This window comes from Halothece sp. PCC 7418 (assembly GCF_000317635.1).
Classification (GTDB): domain Bacteria; phylum Cyanobacteriota; class Cyanobacteriia; order Cyanobacteriales; family Rubidibacteraceae; genus Halothece.
Window position 1 is genome coordinate 1,524,564 of record NC_019779.1, and the last position, 15,283, is coordinate 1,539,846.

At 41.6% G+C, this 15,283-nt stretch carries 10 protein-coding genes; 3 read left to right on the forward strand and 7 right to left on the reverse strand.

What is annotated here, in order from left to right; all coding sequences use genetic code 11:
• Nucleotides 1-61: 61 nt before the first annotated feature.
• The 3 genes from PCC7418_RS06950 to PCC7418_RS19775 form a co-directional block, all read right to left on the reverse strand.
• Nucleotides 62-1,051, reverse strand: a complete 990-nt coding sequence (locus PCC7418_RS06950; RefSeq protein WP_015225472.1) for a cysteine synthase A — start codon at nucleotides 1,049-1,051, stop codon at nucleotides 62-64.
• A gap of 74 nt (nucleotides 1,052-1,125) precedes the next feature.
• A complete protein-coding gene (locus PCC7418_RS06955; RefSeq protein WP_015225473.1) occupies nucleotides 1,126-2,301 on the reverse strand; it encodes an RNA-guided endonuclease TnpB family protein in 1,176 nt (391 codons plus the stop codon).
• Entirely contained in the window at nucleotides 2,219-2,848 is a 630-nt protein-coding gene (locus tag PCC7418_RS19775) for an IS607 family transposase (protein WP_041596179.1), read from the reverse strand. The genes PCC7418_RS06955 and PCC7418_RS19775 overlap by 83 nt, the downstream gene beginning before the upstream one ends.
• 181 nt (nucleotides 2,849-3,029) lie before the next feature.
• Here PCC7418_RS19775 and PCC7418_RS06965 point away from each other — a divergent pair, with 181 nt between their 5' ends.
• The gene (locus PCC7418_RS06965) at nucleotides 3,030-5,693 is read left to right on the forward strand and encodes a trans-splicing intein-formed DNA polymerase III subunit alpha N-terminal partner DnaE-N (RefSeq protein WP_041596180.1); all 2,664 of its coding nucleotides are present in this window, start codon (nucleotides 3,030-3,032) and stop codon (nucleotides 5,691-5,693) included.
• A gap of 84 nt (nucleotides 5,694-5,777) precedes the next feature.
• Here the strand turns inward: PCC7418_RS06965 and PCC7418_RS06970 are convergent, their stop codons facing one another.
• Nucleotides 5,778-7,391: a glycosyltransferase family 39 protein gene (locus tag PCC7418_RS06970; RefSeq protein WP_015225476.1), complete on the reverse strand. Its 1,614-nt coding sequence runs from the start codon at nucleotides 7,389-7,391 to the stop codon at nucleotides 5,778-5,780.
• Nucleotides 7,373-9,103, reverse strand: coding sequence for a hypothetical protein (locus PCC7418_RS06975; protein WP_015225477.1), 1,731 nt, complete (start codon nucleotides 9,101-9,103; stop codon nucleotides 7,373-7,375). Before PCC7418_RS06975 ends, PCC7418_RS06970 begins: the two co-directional genes overlap by 19 nt.
• Before the next feature lie 69 nt (nucleotides 9,104-9,172).
• On the opposite strand from PCC7418_RS06975, the gene PCC7418_RS06980 reads away from it, so the two are divergent.
• Nucleotides 9,173-10,690, forward strand: coding sequence for a hypothetical protein (locus PCC7418_RS06980; protein ID WP_015225478.1), 1,518 nt, complete (start codon nucleotides 9,173-9,175; stop codon nucleotides 10,688-10,690).
• Nucleotides 10,691-10,699: 9 nt separating this feature from the next.
• Nucleotides 10,700-12,238 carry a glycosyltransferase family 39 protein gene (locus PCC7418_RS06985; protein WP_015225479.1) on the forward strand — a complete coding sequence of 513 codons (1,539 nt, stop codon included), beginning with the start codon at nucleotides 10,700-10,702 and terminating at the stop codon, nucleotides 12,236-12,238.
• Here the strand turns inward: PCC7418_RS06985 and PCC7418_RS06990 are convergent.
• Nucleotides 12,235-13,818: a hypothetical protein gene (locus PCC7418_RS06990; RefSeq protein WP_015225480.1), complete on the reverse strand. Its 1,584-nt coding sequence runs from the start codon at nucleotides 13,816-13,818 to the stop codon at nucleotides 12,235-12,237. The genes PCC7418_RS06985 and PCC7418_RS06990 overlap by 4 nt on opposite strands.
• Complete coding sequence (locus PCC7418_RS06995) at nucleotides 13,811-15,205, reverse strand: Coenzyme F420 hydrogenase/dehydrogenase, beta subunit C-terminal domain (protein WP_041596182.1); 1,395 nt, start codon at nucleotides 15,203-15,205, stop codon at nucleotides 13,811-13,813. Before PCC7418_RS06995 ends, PCC7418_RS06990 begins: the two co-directional genes overlap by 8 nt.
• Nucleotides 15,206-15,283: the final 78 nt, after the last annotated feature.

Below are 15,283 nucleotides of genomic sequence, written 5' to 3' on the forward strand. Positions count from 1 at the left end.
TATCACCCATAATCAGCAAAATCGGGTTGGGCTGTGTTCTTTGACCCAACCTGATAATTCATTAAAAATATTGTTCGACTCCAGATAACAAGCCTTTTTCCGCGAGCCATTGCTTATTATACAAACGAGATTGGTAGCGAGTTCCACTATCACACAATACCGTAACAATGGTTTGCCCGGGACCGATTTGTTTTGCTAAGGCATAAGCAGCACCGACATTGATCCCCACAGAACCGCCCATAAACAGTCCTTCTTTGTGCAGCAACTCATAAATCATTTCGACACAGGTGGGGTCATCAATTTGAATGGCATCATCTGCGGGTGCGCCCTGCATATTAGCGGTAATGCGACTATTGCCAATTCCTTCTGTGATTGATCCCCCTTCGGTGTGAATCTCGCCAGTTTTGACATAACTATACAAACCGCTACCCATGGGATCAGCAACTACACATTTGATATCAGGGTTCACTTCCTTAAAGAACATGGAAGCGCCTGCATAAGTGCCTCCAGTTCCTGTGGCTGCCACCCAAACATTAACTTGACCGTCGGTTTGTCGCCAAATTTCAGGACCTGTGGTTTCATAATGCGCCCGTCGATTGGCAACATTATCAAATTGATTGGCCCAAATTGCATTTTCCGTTTCTTCGGCAAGTCGTCCTGAGACTTTAATATAGTTATTAGGGTCGCGATAGGGAACAGCTGGAACCGTCTGTACTTCTGCACCGAGGGTTCGCAGTGCATCAATTTTTTCTTGAGATTGGGTTTCGGGAATAATAATCAGACATTTATAACCCTTGGCGTTGCAGATATGGGCTAAACCAATCCCTGTATTGCCAGCAGTTCCTTCTACTACCGTTCCCCCTGGTTTGAGTAAGCCTTTTTCTTCTGCATCTTTAATAATGTAGAGGGCTGCGCGATCTTTAACCGATCCACCAGGATTGAGGAATTCTGCTTTTCCTAAAATTTCGCAACCTGTCTCGTCACTTAAGCGGTTAAGACGGATGAGGGGGGTATTCCCAACTGTACCAACAAAGCCTTGTTTAACGTCCATTCTGTTTTAACATGATCAACTTATCTATTTTCCATTAGACCAATTCCACTGTGCAACATTTAACCTTCTTAAATCTACTCATAGTTAAGTAAACTTAAGCTAGGTATAGCATTACTCGTAAGAGTAAAGGGCGTTGCCGCCAAAGCCCGTAGCATAATGTTACGGGCGCCATTCCAATCTCGGTGTACGGTGTAGCCACAACTAGGACACTTAAACTTCTTACTTCCTCCTAAGCGATCATGAATGTGACCGCACTCTGGGCAAGTTTTAGAGGTATAAGACTCATTGCATCGGACTACCAAGACTCCTTTACGTTTCGCCTTATGTAAAAGATGTTCAGCGAACTTATGGTGACTCAAAGTCATCATATTACGAGCTACCTTTGAGTTAATCTTTCTCTTGCTTTTCAATACCATTTCGGAGGTATCAAAAGTTGGTAGAAAGATTACCTTGTAGTAAGAGACTAAGAACTTAGCCACTTTGTTATGAAGGTCTTTAACTAGGTTTTGAATCCGATGACGTATCTGTGTGGCTGCTTTTCGCATCTTAAACCGCTTTCTCTTAGAATTACATTTGGCAATTCGGCTTAGTAAGTCGTCGAGATGTGTACAGAGTCGGTTAACTCGTCCAAGATCTCTCTCGCCAACCTCTAGGACTCTATTGCCGTCGTAACCCGTTAAAAAAGTTCTGACACCTGGGTCAAGTGCGATTACAGAATCAGTTTCAGTGCAGCTTTCCTCTCGACATTCTGGAAAGATACCGTACCACTTCCCTTTTTGATAGACTAGCTGCGTTGCATAAAGGCATTCGTTAGGAAATGATTCAGGAGAGTAGAAGGTTAAGCCTTTAGTTTTCTTTGGATACCAACATCCTTGCTTATAGTTGCCAGCTTTGAATTTTATAACTTGACTTGGGGCTTTAACCGACTTAAACTTAGCCTGACCACCATTCGCTTTCGCTTGGGCAAAAGCATCAACAGCATCAGACACCGCTTCCTGTAATTGATGTCCTGGAAGTTCTTTTACCCAGTCAGGGCGATTTGCCTTTCTAGCTAAGGGTTGAAGAGTGTATGCACTGATATACCCTTCTTTCTTTAATTTTTCGATAGTCCAGTTATATATCCATCTGTAAGCAGCTAGCCAGCGTTTCCAAACCCGATGCAAGTCTTTAGATGGATATACCCTGATCTTCCTGACAGCGTTGGGAGTTGACTTCTGAGTTTGGTTTCTCGGTTTTTTCTTGTAGGGCAAGTTCGACTTGTTTTCGGTACTTTCTGAGTCCGTATAACCGAGCAGAGAAACAGTGGAGGATGGACAAGATATCTTCAACGAGTTCTTGTTCTGGAGAGAGATTTCTTTCATTGAGAACCACGAGTTTACATTCTGCTTGACTACAGAGCCACTCAATGAGGGGGAAGCCAAATCTAACGAGTCGGTCGGAGTAAGCGCAGACAAGACATCCGACATCACCTTGGTAAATTCGCTCCAGTAAGGAGAGGAACTTTCGCCGCCTAAAATTGAGTCCTGATCCAACTTCTTTGACCAGTTCTGCTCTTGGGTATGCTTGACGCAGAAAGTCAATTTGTCGTTCAAGGTCATCTCTTTGGGAATGAGTAGAGACTCTTGCATAGCAAACAGTGGGTTTCTCTGTCTGGTCTTCATACTCCGAGATTGAGAATCGTCGTTGTCCTCCTGGGGTGCGGATGGATTTGATCTTTCCTTCTTTATCCCATCTTCTAAGGGTAGAGACTGAGACTCCAAGTTGTTTGGAGGCTTCTTGGGGGCTGACATAGGACATTTGTATCTTTTTTGTGTTTACATACTTAAACACATTATACCGAGATTTCATAAGGTATAGCAAGGTTTAGGTATGTATTTCGTTACTTGTTACTACCTCTCCTCGCAAATCTGATTGCGTTCAAGATCGAACTTTTTAATTGTTATTTTAGGGAGAGGACTTGCATCAGAAAAAGGGAAATATGTCGTCATTCGTTGGTTTGCACATTCATAGCGATTACAGTTTGTTAGATGGGGCATCTCAGTTGCCTCCTTTGGTTGACCGTGCTTTAGAATTGGGGATGAGCGCGATCGCGCTGACGGATCACGGGGTGATGTATGGCGCGATCGAGTTAATCAAAATTTGTCGCTCCAAAAATATTAAACCGATCATCGGGAATGAAATGTATGTGATTAATACCGATGATTTAGAAAAGCCTGCCAAATATAAAAAATATCACCAAGTTGTTCTCGCCAAGGATACTCAAGGCTATAAAAATTTAGTTAAATTAACCACTGTTTCTAATTTAAAAGGGATTCACGGGAAAGGAATTTTTGCTCGTCCTTGTATTAGTAAATATTATCTCGAACAGTACAAAGAAGGATTAATTGTTACCAGTGGTTGTTTAGGGGGAGAAGTTCCCCAAGCGATCTTAAGAGGAGACCGCAAAGAAGCTCGTCGCGTTGCAAAATGGTATAAAAAAGTTTTTGGAGATGACTATTATTTAGAAATTCAAGATCACGGCTCACCTGAAGATCGCATTGTTAACACAGAAATAGTAAAAATTAGTCAAGAATTAGATATTAAAATTGTCGCCACGAATGATTCCCATTTTATTTCTTGTAATGATGTGGAAGCCCATGACGCACTGATTTGTATTCAAACCAATAAATTAATTACTGAAGATAAACGGTTGCGGTATAGCGGTACGGAATATCTGAAATCTGCTGATGAAATGCGACAGTTATTCCGTGATCATTTATCCGATGATGTGATTGAAAGCGCGATCGCGAATACAGTAGAAGTTGCCGAAAAAGTGAAGCCTTACAACATTTTAGGAGAACCCCGCATTCCCGATTATCCAGTTCCGAGTGGACATAATGCCGATACTTATCTCGAAGAATTAACTTGGAATGGATTAATGGAACGCCTTGGTTGTCGGAGTCGTTCTGAAATTAGTGAGACGTATAAAACCCGTTTAGAACGCGAATTAACCATTATGCAGGAACGGGGGTTTTCTACTTACTTTTTAGTGGTTTGGGATTATATTAAATACGCTAGAGATCATAATATTCCAGTAGGACCTGGGCGCGGTTCTGCTGCCGGTTCTTTAGTGGCTTATGCCTTAAAAATTACCAATATTGATCCCGTTCATCATGGCTTATTATTTGAGCGTTTCTTAAATCCAGAACGGAAGTCAATGCCTGATATTGATACCGACTTTTGTATTGAAAGAAGAGATGAGGTGATTGAGTATGTTACCCGCCGTTATGGAGATGATAAAGTCGCGCAAATTATTACCTTTAACCGCATGACATCGAAAGCAGTATTAAAAGATGTTGCCCGCGTTTTAGATATTCCTTATTCTGAATCAGATCGCCTTGCAAAAATGATTCCTGTTGCGCGAGGAAAACCTGCTGAACTAACTAAAATGATCTCCGATGATACCCCCGAACCTGAGTTTAAGAAACTCTATGATTCTGATGAGAAAGTTCGGCGTTGGGTGGATATGGCAATTCGGATTGAAGGGACGAATAAAACCTTTGGCGTTCACGCTGCGGGAGTGGTAATTTCTAAAGAACCCTTAGATGAAGTTGTCCCTTTACAAAAGAATAATGATGGGGCAGTAATTACACAATATTATATGGAAGATTTAGAAGCCCTGGGCTTGTTAAAAATGGACTTTCTCGGGCTTAAAAATCTGACAACAATTCAGCGAACAGCAGATTTAATTGAGAAAAATAAAGGGACAAAGTTGGATTTAGATGAACTGCCTCTGGATGAAATTCATTCCCGAAAAATTTTAGCCAAAGGAGAAATCAAAAATACTAAGCCCCCTGATATTCAAAAGACCTATAACCTCATTGAAAAAGGTTGGCTAGAAGGGGTTTTTCAGCTTGAATCATCGGGAATGTTAAAAGTGGTTCAAGACTTAAAACCCTCCAGTATTGAAGATCTTTCTTCCATTTTAGCTCTCTATCGTCCTGGCCCCTTAGATGCGGGACTAATTCCTAAGTTTATTGATCGCAAACATGGACGAGAAGAAATTATCTATGAACATCCTATTTTAGAACCGATTTTAGATGAAACTTATGCGGTCATGGTCTATCAAGAACAGATCATGAAAATTGCCCAAGATATGGCAGGTTATTCTCTGGGTCAGGCGGACTTATTGCGTCGTGCGATGGGGAAAAAGAAAGTGAAAGAAATGCAGAAACATCGCGAAATTTTTATTGATGGGGCGACAAAAAATGGCGTGAAACAAGAGACTGCTGAACACTTATTTGATCAGATGATTAAATTTGCTGAGTATTGCCTTAGCTATGATACGGAAATTTGGACAGTGGAATATGGGGCGATGCCTATTGGCAAAATTGTAGAAGAAAAAATTGAATGTAGCGTTTATACTGTTGATGAAAATGGCTTTGTTTACACCCAACCGATCGCGCAATGGCATCCTCGTGGTCAACAAGAAATTATTGAATATACCTTAGAAGATGGCAGAAAAATTCGCGCGACAAAAGACCATAAAATGATGACAGAATCAGGGGAAATGTTGCCTATTGAAGAAATCTTTCAGCGAGAATTAGATTTAAAAGTAGAGACGTTCCATGAAATGTCCTTGTTACGAAGGGGGGCGAAGTAGGTTGGTTTAGCAAGCCAACGAAATCTGGTTGGTGTTGGGTTTCACTACTTTCAACCCAACCTACATCGAAATCTTTTATCATCCCTAGTTTTCAGAAACATTCTGCGAACTGAACTCATTTTTAGTGACTTTCCAAAGCCAATTTGTTTCGGTGGGGATGACTTCACGATTCAGTTTTGTTGGAATAGTGTCTCGCAATTGGGGGGAAGGTTGATATAAGAAAATCTCTCCTCTTTGTTGACTAATTTGTATGGGTTGTTGCGATGAAATTAATTTGAGGGTCACCTTATTTTCTAAACGATAACCGAGAGAGAGGACTCTTTCTACCGAGGCATCACTGATGAGAAGCGGATCGGTACTCTGATTAATAATATGAGCAATTTCAGGATTATAACGGGTTTTGAAAGGGCTTTTATTCCACCAAACTTCCATTTGCGAACTAATCATACAAGATAATAATCCAAAGGCGAAAAAGGCTAGAGTAATTCTACGCCAGCGATAATATTGTTTTTTAGGAGTTGCTTTTTCCAGTTGAGTGGCTAATAAATAAGCAATGGCAATTAAAATTCCGAGATAACAAGGAATCGGATAACGTGCAATTGTTGAGCGAATTCCTCCTAGAATTAAATCACTTAAAATTAGACTCGATCCGATGACTCCAATCAAGGTTAATATAAATAACCAAATTTTGGCTTTCGTGTAACGACAAAGATAATAAAGGGCATAACAACTGATTCCAACAACGGCATAAGTTAAGGGATTAATTGCACTTGCGCCATGATTAAAATCAAAGAAACTACGACTGAGATTGAGCATCCAAAATAAGGGTAATTCTGATTTTTCTTGAGAGAGATGAGCAACATTTTGTTCCAGTTGGTTAAAGTTTTGATAGATCACAAATAACCAAGGAGAAAAGAAAATAATACTGGTGACAGAGGCGATTAAATAAGATCGGAACGGAAGTTGAGGCTGTTTTTTCCAGAGGATTACCATATAAATTCCGTGCGCGATCGCGCTGAAAATAGAAAATAAACAAGTATAAAGAGAGAGCGTCAAGCTAACTGTATAAATCAACCAATTTCGCAGATGATTTCTCTGAATTGCTTGTAAAAATGTCACACAACTGAGTAAAATCGTAACCGTCCATAAACTATATTCTCTAGCTTCTTGGGCGTACAACACTTGAAAGGGAGAAATGGCAAAAAGTCCCAGCGCGATCGCGCTAACCTGATGAGATTGAAACAGTTCCCAACATAACCAATACAGTAAAGGAAACGCCAGTAAACTGATCATAGCAGAGAGACTTCTAATTAGAAAAATATAAGCGTTTGATTGCTGATAAATCGCCTCATTCCCAAACGTTTTGACCCAATATCGAGCTAATAAATAATAGAATGGGGTGTGTTCTGGGCTACCCACTAAAGCATTCATTGTTTCCTTAAATCCTCGGTCGGAATTAGGGCGTTGATAAAAAGTAATTTCTGGAATAGTTAGAGATTCGCCCGTATAAATGCTTTCTGTAACTTCACTGGCGGTATAACCCGAAATGCGGATCGACGTGAAAACTTCATCTCCCCAATATACTTTATGATCAAGATGATAGAAGCGAAAAAAAGTCCCACAGGCTAACAAAATTAAGATGGTATTTCTTAACCAAGGTGCAAGAGAGCGAAGGGTTTTTAAGGGTCGGCTAAACATTTAGAATCAAGTACAAAGTAACCTGTTGTTTCCAAAACGGAACAAGTTTCTATCTGAGTTGAAAGGAAGGGAACAATTCCATTTTCAAGTTGAGAACGAGCGTGATTTGTAACGGGTTGAAATTGTTGCATCCAGCGATGATCGTCAATATATTTGAGGGTAAACGCATTTCGTTCCAATAACCAAAAATCAACACCGTAACGTTCAACAAAAGCTGTCACTTGTTTTTGATCTGGGCTATAGTGGGCTTTAATGGTTGCCATAACGCGATCGCGCAAAGGAAGATAATAACCTAAATGATAAGGAATCGCTAGTTCTTTACTAATTAAAACAGATCGCCTAGCAAAAGAGGGAATATTATCCGCTTCTCCGCCGAGGGAAACCACAAGGGTATCTTTCGGTTGTTGATTGAGAAACTCATAAATTTGGGGTTCTTGACCCATTTTATAATTGGGGTCTGGAAACTGATCTAAAAAGCTAGGATAGAACAGCACTGCCATGGCAATCATGGTAACAAAACTCAAAACAATTGGGGGTTTCCAAAGCTGTTTTGAGCGCGATCGGTTTTGTCCCCAATGTAGTAACATATCAATAATAATTGTTATGGTAATTGCTGCTGCAAACGCGAGGATAATGCGAATACTGTGCTGAGTATAACGACTGGGAAGATATAGGGTAAAAAGAATGGCATGAGCGAGAAAAAATAATCCTAAGGAAACAGCAGTCAGTTGACCAAGGATTCCCACTTCGGGTTTAATTTTTGCTACTAAAGGCAAGCGTTGAAAGGGAAGAAAAAACGGTAAAAAAACTGCAAAAACGAGTGTCAAAGGGACTAAAATATGATCTGGAAAGAGTCCACTGCGTCCACCTAACCAATATTTCCAGAAGTTATCATCGGAGAAAAAAGTAGTTCGCCCATCAGGAAAAAATGCTGGCATTTGACGGGCTTGTTCAAAGGAAATCGTGGGGTCAAAGGGAGAAGGAATCAGAACAAAGGGAAGTAAAACAACAACAGATACCAGTAACCCGATTCCTGAAAAAATATACTCTTTTTTTTGCCAAGAAATATGAAGTTTTCTCTGTTGCCAATAGATCAGTCTGATCACGAATAGTCCTGCCGATAATAAGACGGTCGGTGGGTAAAATAATGCTTGTAAAACAAGAACGATTAAACAAGCAACGAGATTTTTACGCAATAAGACATAAATAAAAGCTAATAATAGGGGATAAAAAAAGGCTCGCGGTGTTCCTGAAGGTAAATCATCGGCATACCATAGATTTTGTTGGAGAAGAGTGCTGGTTAAAAATGCAGTAAACGGAATCGGTAAAATCTGCATTGAGATCGCAAAAGAAAACCCCACCACAATTAAGGCTAAAGGGAGGGGAAGTAACTTATTAAAGACAAGGGGTTCAATCCCAAAAAAGACTCCCAACTTATAAATAGAAGTATAGCCTAAGGTTGCGACAGACTGGAAATAATCCGCAATCATATCATTGGGAAAAAGTTCTGGATCAACAAATTGTTGCATCCAAAAAACGTGCTGTCGGGCATCATCTTGAACCACATATTCACTGCTAAAGGCTTGTTTTAGCCCTAAAATACTGTAAACTAGAGCAATGCTAAGACTTAGCCCAAACCAAAACGCGATCGCGCGCTGATTGGCTGATAACTTTGAACTCCCGAAAAGAGAAGATAACGACTGGAGAGACATGAAGCAACTAAACTCGAATTTCGTGTCATTTATATTAGCATTGTCGATCATGCTTGTCTGCTCAATCCGATGAGAAATCAGTTTATCAAACAGATGACCCCCTCTCTCATACTTTCCATAATTGCTGTTGTCTTTGGCTTCGCGGTTCGCTTGGTTCAATATTTAAGTAATCGATCACTGTGGGGAGATGAAGCGTCAATTTCCCTCAATATTATTAATCGCTCTTATTCTGAGTTACTAACACCTTTAAGTCACAATCAAGCAGCACCGCCAGGATTTTTAACAGTAGAAAAGTTAGCCGTGCAATTATTCGGTAATAGCGAATATTCCTTAAGACTTTTTCCTTTAATTAGTAGCGCGATCGCGCTTTGTGCCTTGGTTTGGCTGGTCACGTATTATACCTCAAAAATCACTGCCCCGATCGCGATCGCTTTTTTTGCTTGTTTGCCTTATTTAGTTTATTATGCAACAGAAGTCAAACAATATTCCAGTGATGTCGCGATCGCGCTACTTTTATTTATTCTCTTACTCTCTTTCCGCACTGAACTTTTAAATCGAAACCAAATCATTTTACTCTCTCTTTTAGGAAGTATTGCCATTTGGTTTTCTCATCCCTCTATTTTTATTCTCTCAGGTGTAGAACTGAGCTCGCTGGTCATTTTACCCAGATCTCGTCGCCTGTCATGGTTAATCCGTCGTTTCCCTGTCTATTTGAGTTGGTTAACCAGCTTTATTTTACTTTATTGGCTAACCATTCGTCCGACATTAAAAAATGATGTTCTCACTGCTTCTTTCGAGGGTCGCTATCCCGAATCTTGGTTTGATCTGCTGTGGCTTTTTGATGCTTTGGGTCGATTTTTTTACCGACCATTAGGCTTCTTTGGATTTACTGACGGCATTGCTATTTTAGCGTTTATCCTTGGCTGTATTGCCTTTTATCGCCAAAATAAAATGTTTTTACTCACCCTCATTTCTCCGTTTATTACCACCTTACTGGCAGCTTATTTACAGAAATATCCGTTTCGAGAACGATTGATTTTATTTCTTGCCCCCTTTGCCATTATCATTATTGCAAAAGGGATTAGCTGGATGCTTGAATCGGGCTTTCTTCAGTTTCGGGGAATTAGTATTTTCGGGGTTTCTCTATTCACCATTTTATTGATACCACGCGCCATTAGTGCCAGTGAAGTTTTTATTGAACCGAATACCGTTGCTGAAATTAGACCCGTTCTGCAATATATTCAAAAACAGAAAGAACCGCAAGATATGTTATATATTTATCCCTCTGGGGTGAATCCATTTCGCTACTATGCTGCTCAGTATCAGTTCTCTTCAAGTCATTATAGGATTGGTCAGTGGGATATCAAGAAAGCAGGACGTGAAAAGCTCGATCCCCATGATTTACAAGGATTTAAATCAGAACTCAGTCAACTGCAAGGACAACGAGTTTGGTTGATTTTATCTGATGTCTCTGCACTAGAAGAAGAAACTATTTTTTCTTATTTGAGTCAATTTAGTCAACCGATTAACTGCTACCGAAAACCTGGTGCTGTTACTTGTCTCTATCCATTGCCAACTGAATTCTAATTGTAACCGATGATGAAAGCGCTGCAAAAAAACGGACTGGAAGTTTTATTTCTAACCATTTTAATTTTAGGGCTATTTTTTCGATTTATTAATTTAGGGGAAAAAGTTTATTGGCATGATGAAACTCTCACTTCTTTACGTATCTTTGGCTATACCAAAACCGAATTAGTGGCAGAAGCCTTTACGGGAAAAATTATGACGGTTGATGAGTTATTACAATATCAGCGTCCCAGTCCAGAAAAAGACTTAGGAGATACCTTTAACGCCTTAAGTGGCAATGCCGAACATCCTCCCCTTTATTATTTATTAGCCCGAGGGTGGGCTGCTTTATTTGGGTCTTCTGCTGCTGCGATGCGAGCTCTTCCCGCGATGATTAGTTTATTCGCAATTCCCGCAATTTATTGGCTATGTTGGGAGTTATTTCAATCTCCCCTAGTGGGCGGAATTGCCATGATGTTAATTACCGTTTCTCCGTTTCATTTTCTCTATGCCCAAGAAGCCAGAGAATATAGTTTATGGACTACGATTATCATTGTTTCTAGTGCTGCTTTACTGAGAGCAATTCGAGTGAATAATAAAGTAAATTGGGCGCTTTATGGAATCACCGTTGCCTTAGATTTTTATACGCATTTACTAGCGGTTTTAGTCAGTATTGCTCACGGCATTTATGTCATTGCTGAAGAACAGACAAATCAAGGTAAAATTATTTTAAATTATATCATTTCTTCTCTGGGAGGGATTCTTGCCTTTTTTCCTTGGGTTTGGATTATTATTAATAATTTTATGGAAATTCATGAGACAATTGGCGGATCAAGAGAACCGTTGTCTCTCTCGACTTTAATTGACAAATGGTTTCTTAATTTTAATCGTATTTTTCTTGACGTGGAATTGGGCGGATATAATTTTATTTGGGTCTTAATTTCTCTTTACGCTCTATATTTTCTGACACGAAAAACACCGCAAAAGGTCTGGTCTTTTATTGTGATTTTAATTGGGGTAACCGCCCTCACTTTAGTCATCCCAGATCTGCTTTTGGCGGGGCGAAGATCGACGATTATGCGCTATTTAGCCCCCTGTTGTATTGGCATTGAAATTGCTGTTGCCTATTGGCTTGCCCATTTATTAACTGCGGAAAAAGCGCGATCGCGCAGAATGGGAAAAGGGTTAACCGCTTTCATTCTTTCTGCTGGAATTATTGGCGGTAGTGTGAGTTCACAAGCGGATGTTTGGTGGACAAAAAGTGTTTCCAGAAGTGGTGCTTATAAACCCGTAGCAGAAATTCTTGGACAAAGCGATCGCGCCTTATTAATTAGTCATGCGGGACAAGCCATTGGCACCCTCGCCCTTAGTCGTGAATTAGCTCCAGATATACACCTGCAACTACTACCAAAAAATCAATTGCCAGAGATTCCAGAGTCCTTTCCAAATGTTTTTATTTTGCGCTCCGAAGATGATCTTGTCAAAGATTTAGAAGCAGAAGGAAACTATCAGTTTGAATCGGTGCATCGGCATCGAGATGAGGTTTATTTGTGGAGATTAAAAAATTAGTTACTTTCCCAGCGCGATCGAATCGTTAACTGATTGTGGGAAAAATGCCGTTCCACCTCAGCTAACGACTCAGACCATTCCTCCAGACTAAAACTATCAGCACTGGCCACATGGCGCAAATTTTGACGGGGACTTGCCATTACCTCTTCTTCTGTTACACCAGTGAAGGTATCTTTAATGGATACGCCTGTTTCATCAATCGTTATTACTCTCTCAAACACTGCGCCACTTCCCCCTCGCGGTTGGAAAATTAAAGCCCGTTTTAACAAGGGAATTAATCTCTCTCCTAAAAGGCGGGCAAATAATCTCAAAACGAAATGCTTGTAAGGATTAGGGACTTGAAACTTCCCCCGTTGTAATTGTCCCCCGATCGCGATCGCGCTTCCTTCTCTTGTTACCTCCCATCGCTGATCATGCCAATTATTTGTCCAAATCTGACCCGATTGATACACCCGCCACCCGTTATCGGTAACAGGAGACAAGGATTGACGATGAATCCGCACCAGTCCGCCTTTTTTTGTTCCCACACAAGCACTCCAATGGTCATCGGGAGATTGATATCGCCAAAACCCACACCCCGAAAGCCAGATCGATGGTTTCCACGAAAACGGTTGTGGGGGAAGCATCGTTGCTAAATGAGGGAGACAGCGCACCACACTGGCGAAAATATAATGACAATGATAGCGATCATCCGTTGCTCGCAGAAAGTGAGTTGGAGAATCTAAATTTTGGAACAAATGATTGAGTATCCATGCTGCATAAGGATTGCGTTGTCCTGCTTTTGCCAAGCCATAAGGAACAATATAATCCGTATTTCGGCTGTTTAATGTCCACGGTAACGCCCCATCAACGCCCATGACGGTTGCTAGAAACTCAATTGCGCGATCGCTGGCTTTGAGGGCGCGATCGTCTCCTGTTACGTCATAATAATCCGCTAAGGCATCTAAAGTGACGGTTAAATAACCAAAATCTGCGCCTCCGTATTCCTCAAACCATCCTTCCTCATGTTGCGAGGTAAATAACTGATCCGCCAAGAGATTCAGTCTTGCTTCTTCAGTGGAAATCAGGTCTAATTTCACGGCCAAAGCTAACCCCGCTAATCCCGCAGCTTGTTGATTACTGGCGCGAGATTCCACCCGTTTGGCAAGTGCTTTTGCTAATCGTTGCAAAGGAGTCTGATCCACTTGAGACGGTAAATGACTCGCATTGGTTTGCCAGTCATAAACGAGGCGACCCACTGCATACAGTCCAAAGGCAGCAGCAGGATAACTCCCTTCAAAGGGGTAATATTCTTCCACTCTTCCTTGGGAGTCAATTTGTCGCCCGAACGCATTCACCGCAGCTACACACCAGGATTCAATTATAGATTGAGGGGCTTTCCAAGTCAGGAGACCTGTGCGAATGGCTTCTAGGGTCAATCCCCCTTGTTGCAAAATTGCCGAGGGAAAATCCCGAATTTTGTAGTGCCAGTAATTGCGATCAAAACAGCCATAGGTGGGGGAATCTGGATCGCGATCCATTTGGGTTAAGACCCGTGGTAGTTGAGAGTTGGCGTAATTATAGAGTTTCTCGCTAATCATATTGTGTATTTTTAATTTCCGTCCAGCGTTCACTGTCGCCTGTCACGATAAAGGAAGTTTTGCCCAATCCTTTCCGCTTGGTGGGTTTCGAGAGAGATTTCCAAGTTTGGCGTAGCCAATTAAACGCTGGTCCCACGACAGAAAGGGGTAGTTTTGTGACCAACCAACGCGCGATCGATAATTTCCCAATGGCGAAAGATCCACTAATCACCACTTCTACGAATTGTCGCATCAGAGGAATTGATTCTGGTCTGTAACCGAATTGAGGAATGGGTTTACCTTGTTGGTTTTGCCATTGCAAGCGAATAAATGTTCCCCGTTTTTTAAAGTCCAACATATGACCGTGCATTGCTAAAGCGCGATCTCGGGGAATGGTCTCTAAGGTTAAGACTTTTGCCTCGCTCATTTCTTGTAATAAGTTTTGCGCTTGCTGAGTGCGAGCAACAATAACAGAATGTCCCCCTCCTGCAGCTTCAAACTGAGGCGACCAAGCATCCCCTACTGACAAATCCGTTAATTCGTTCGTGAAATCGGGGGTAATCTGACAGTTGCGGGAAATATAAAACGGAATCAAATAATTATAGTAAAACTTTTTCGCCCGAAAGACTTGACCATCTGCGGTTTCCACTTGCAAATAACCGGGCCATTCTCCCGCCCGCCACTGCAACTTTGTAATCGCAATCTGATCGCTAACACCGCGCGATCGTAAAAAGGCACGCACGGCCCCCAAATACATATTTGTTCCCGTATAGGGACCCGCCACGAAAACCACTTTTTGCGCCGTCGGATGCCCAGCAGCTTGTAACATTCGCAAGGCTGCCACTTGTTCGGGTAAACCCACGAAAGCGAGACGACCGTCAAAGGTTGCTATTTCGGGAAGAATCGTCAACATGGGAGTGACTGCGTAAACACTTTGTGCAGCAGCTAGGATTTCTTCTGCGGTGGTGGCGATAAGCGGTTGAGCGCGATCGGGCGTGGGACTGCCTTGCCTTAAAACCACTGCCCCATCAATGCGTCCTGTTTCCAATAAATAAATTAATGTCCGACTAATCACCCCGCCTGATGCCCCACGTTGGCGAATATCGGGTTGATTAGCAAACCCTGTCCACAAACGGCGATAAGGACCGATTAACCAATTCTCTGGGTCTTGATTAAATCTGCGATACAGTTCAGGATAAGGGACACCACGACCGGAACACACGGCCCATGCTAAGGATAAATTTTGATTGAGATCGTCACTGCTGACAGAAGGAAGGGGTTGAGGGAGGGGGCCATGTTTGGTTTCCTGAAAGGTTAGCAGGTCGGGATTTAAGCCGACGCAAGCCCCGCAATGGGTACAATTTTTGGGGTCAATTACGTCTCGTTGAAAGCGTTGCCAATCATTCATACAATTGCTTTTAGGCAGTTTCGGGGGCATTATAGCGTTTCTTAGCTTTGTAGGTGGGCATTGCCCACCCTGCGAAAA

Bases quoted from the DNA above. Each gene is read 5' to 3' on its own strand.
- PCC7418_RS06950 (WP_015225472.1), bottom strand. From the start codon at position 1,051: ATGGACGTTAAACAAGGCTTTGTTGGTACAGTTGGGAATACCCCCCTC.
- PCC7418_RS19775 (WP_041596179.1), bottom strand. From the start codon at position 2,848: ATGTCCTATGTCAGCCCCCAAGAAGCCTCCAAACAACTTGGAGTCTCA.
- PCC7418_RS06965 (WP_041596180.1), top strand. From the start codon at position 3,030: ATGTCGTCATTCGTTGGTTTGCACATTCATAGCGATTACAGTTTGTTA.
- PCC7418_RS06970 (WP_015225476.1), bottom strand. From the start codon at position 7,391: ATGTTTAGCCGACCCTTAAAAACCCTTCGCTCTCTTGCACCTTGGTTA.
- PCC7418_RS06975 (WP_015225477.1), bottom strand. From the start codon at position 9,103: ATGTCTCTCCAGTCGTTATCTTCTCTTTTCGGGAGTTCAAAGTTATCA.
- PCC7418_RS06980 (WP_015225478.1), top strand. From the start codon at position 9,173: ATGAGAAATCAGTTTATCAAACAGATGACCCCCTCTCTCATACTTTCC.
- PCC7418_RS06985 (WP_015225479.1), top strand. From the start codon at position 10,700: ATGATGAAAGCGCTGCAAAAAAACGGACTGGAAGTTTTATTTCTAACC.
- PCC7418_RS06990 (WP_015225480.1), bottom strand. From the start codon at position 13,818: ATGATTAGCGAGAAACTCTATAATTACGCCAACTCTCAACTACCACGG.
- PCC7418_RS06995 (WP_041596182.1), bottom strand. From the start codon at position 15,205: ATGAATGATTGGCAACGCTTTCAACGAGACGTAATTGACCCCAAAAAT.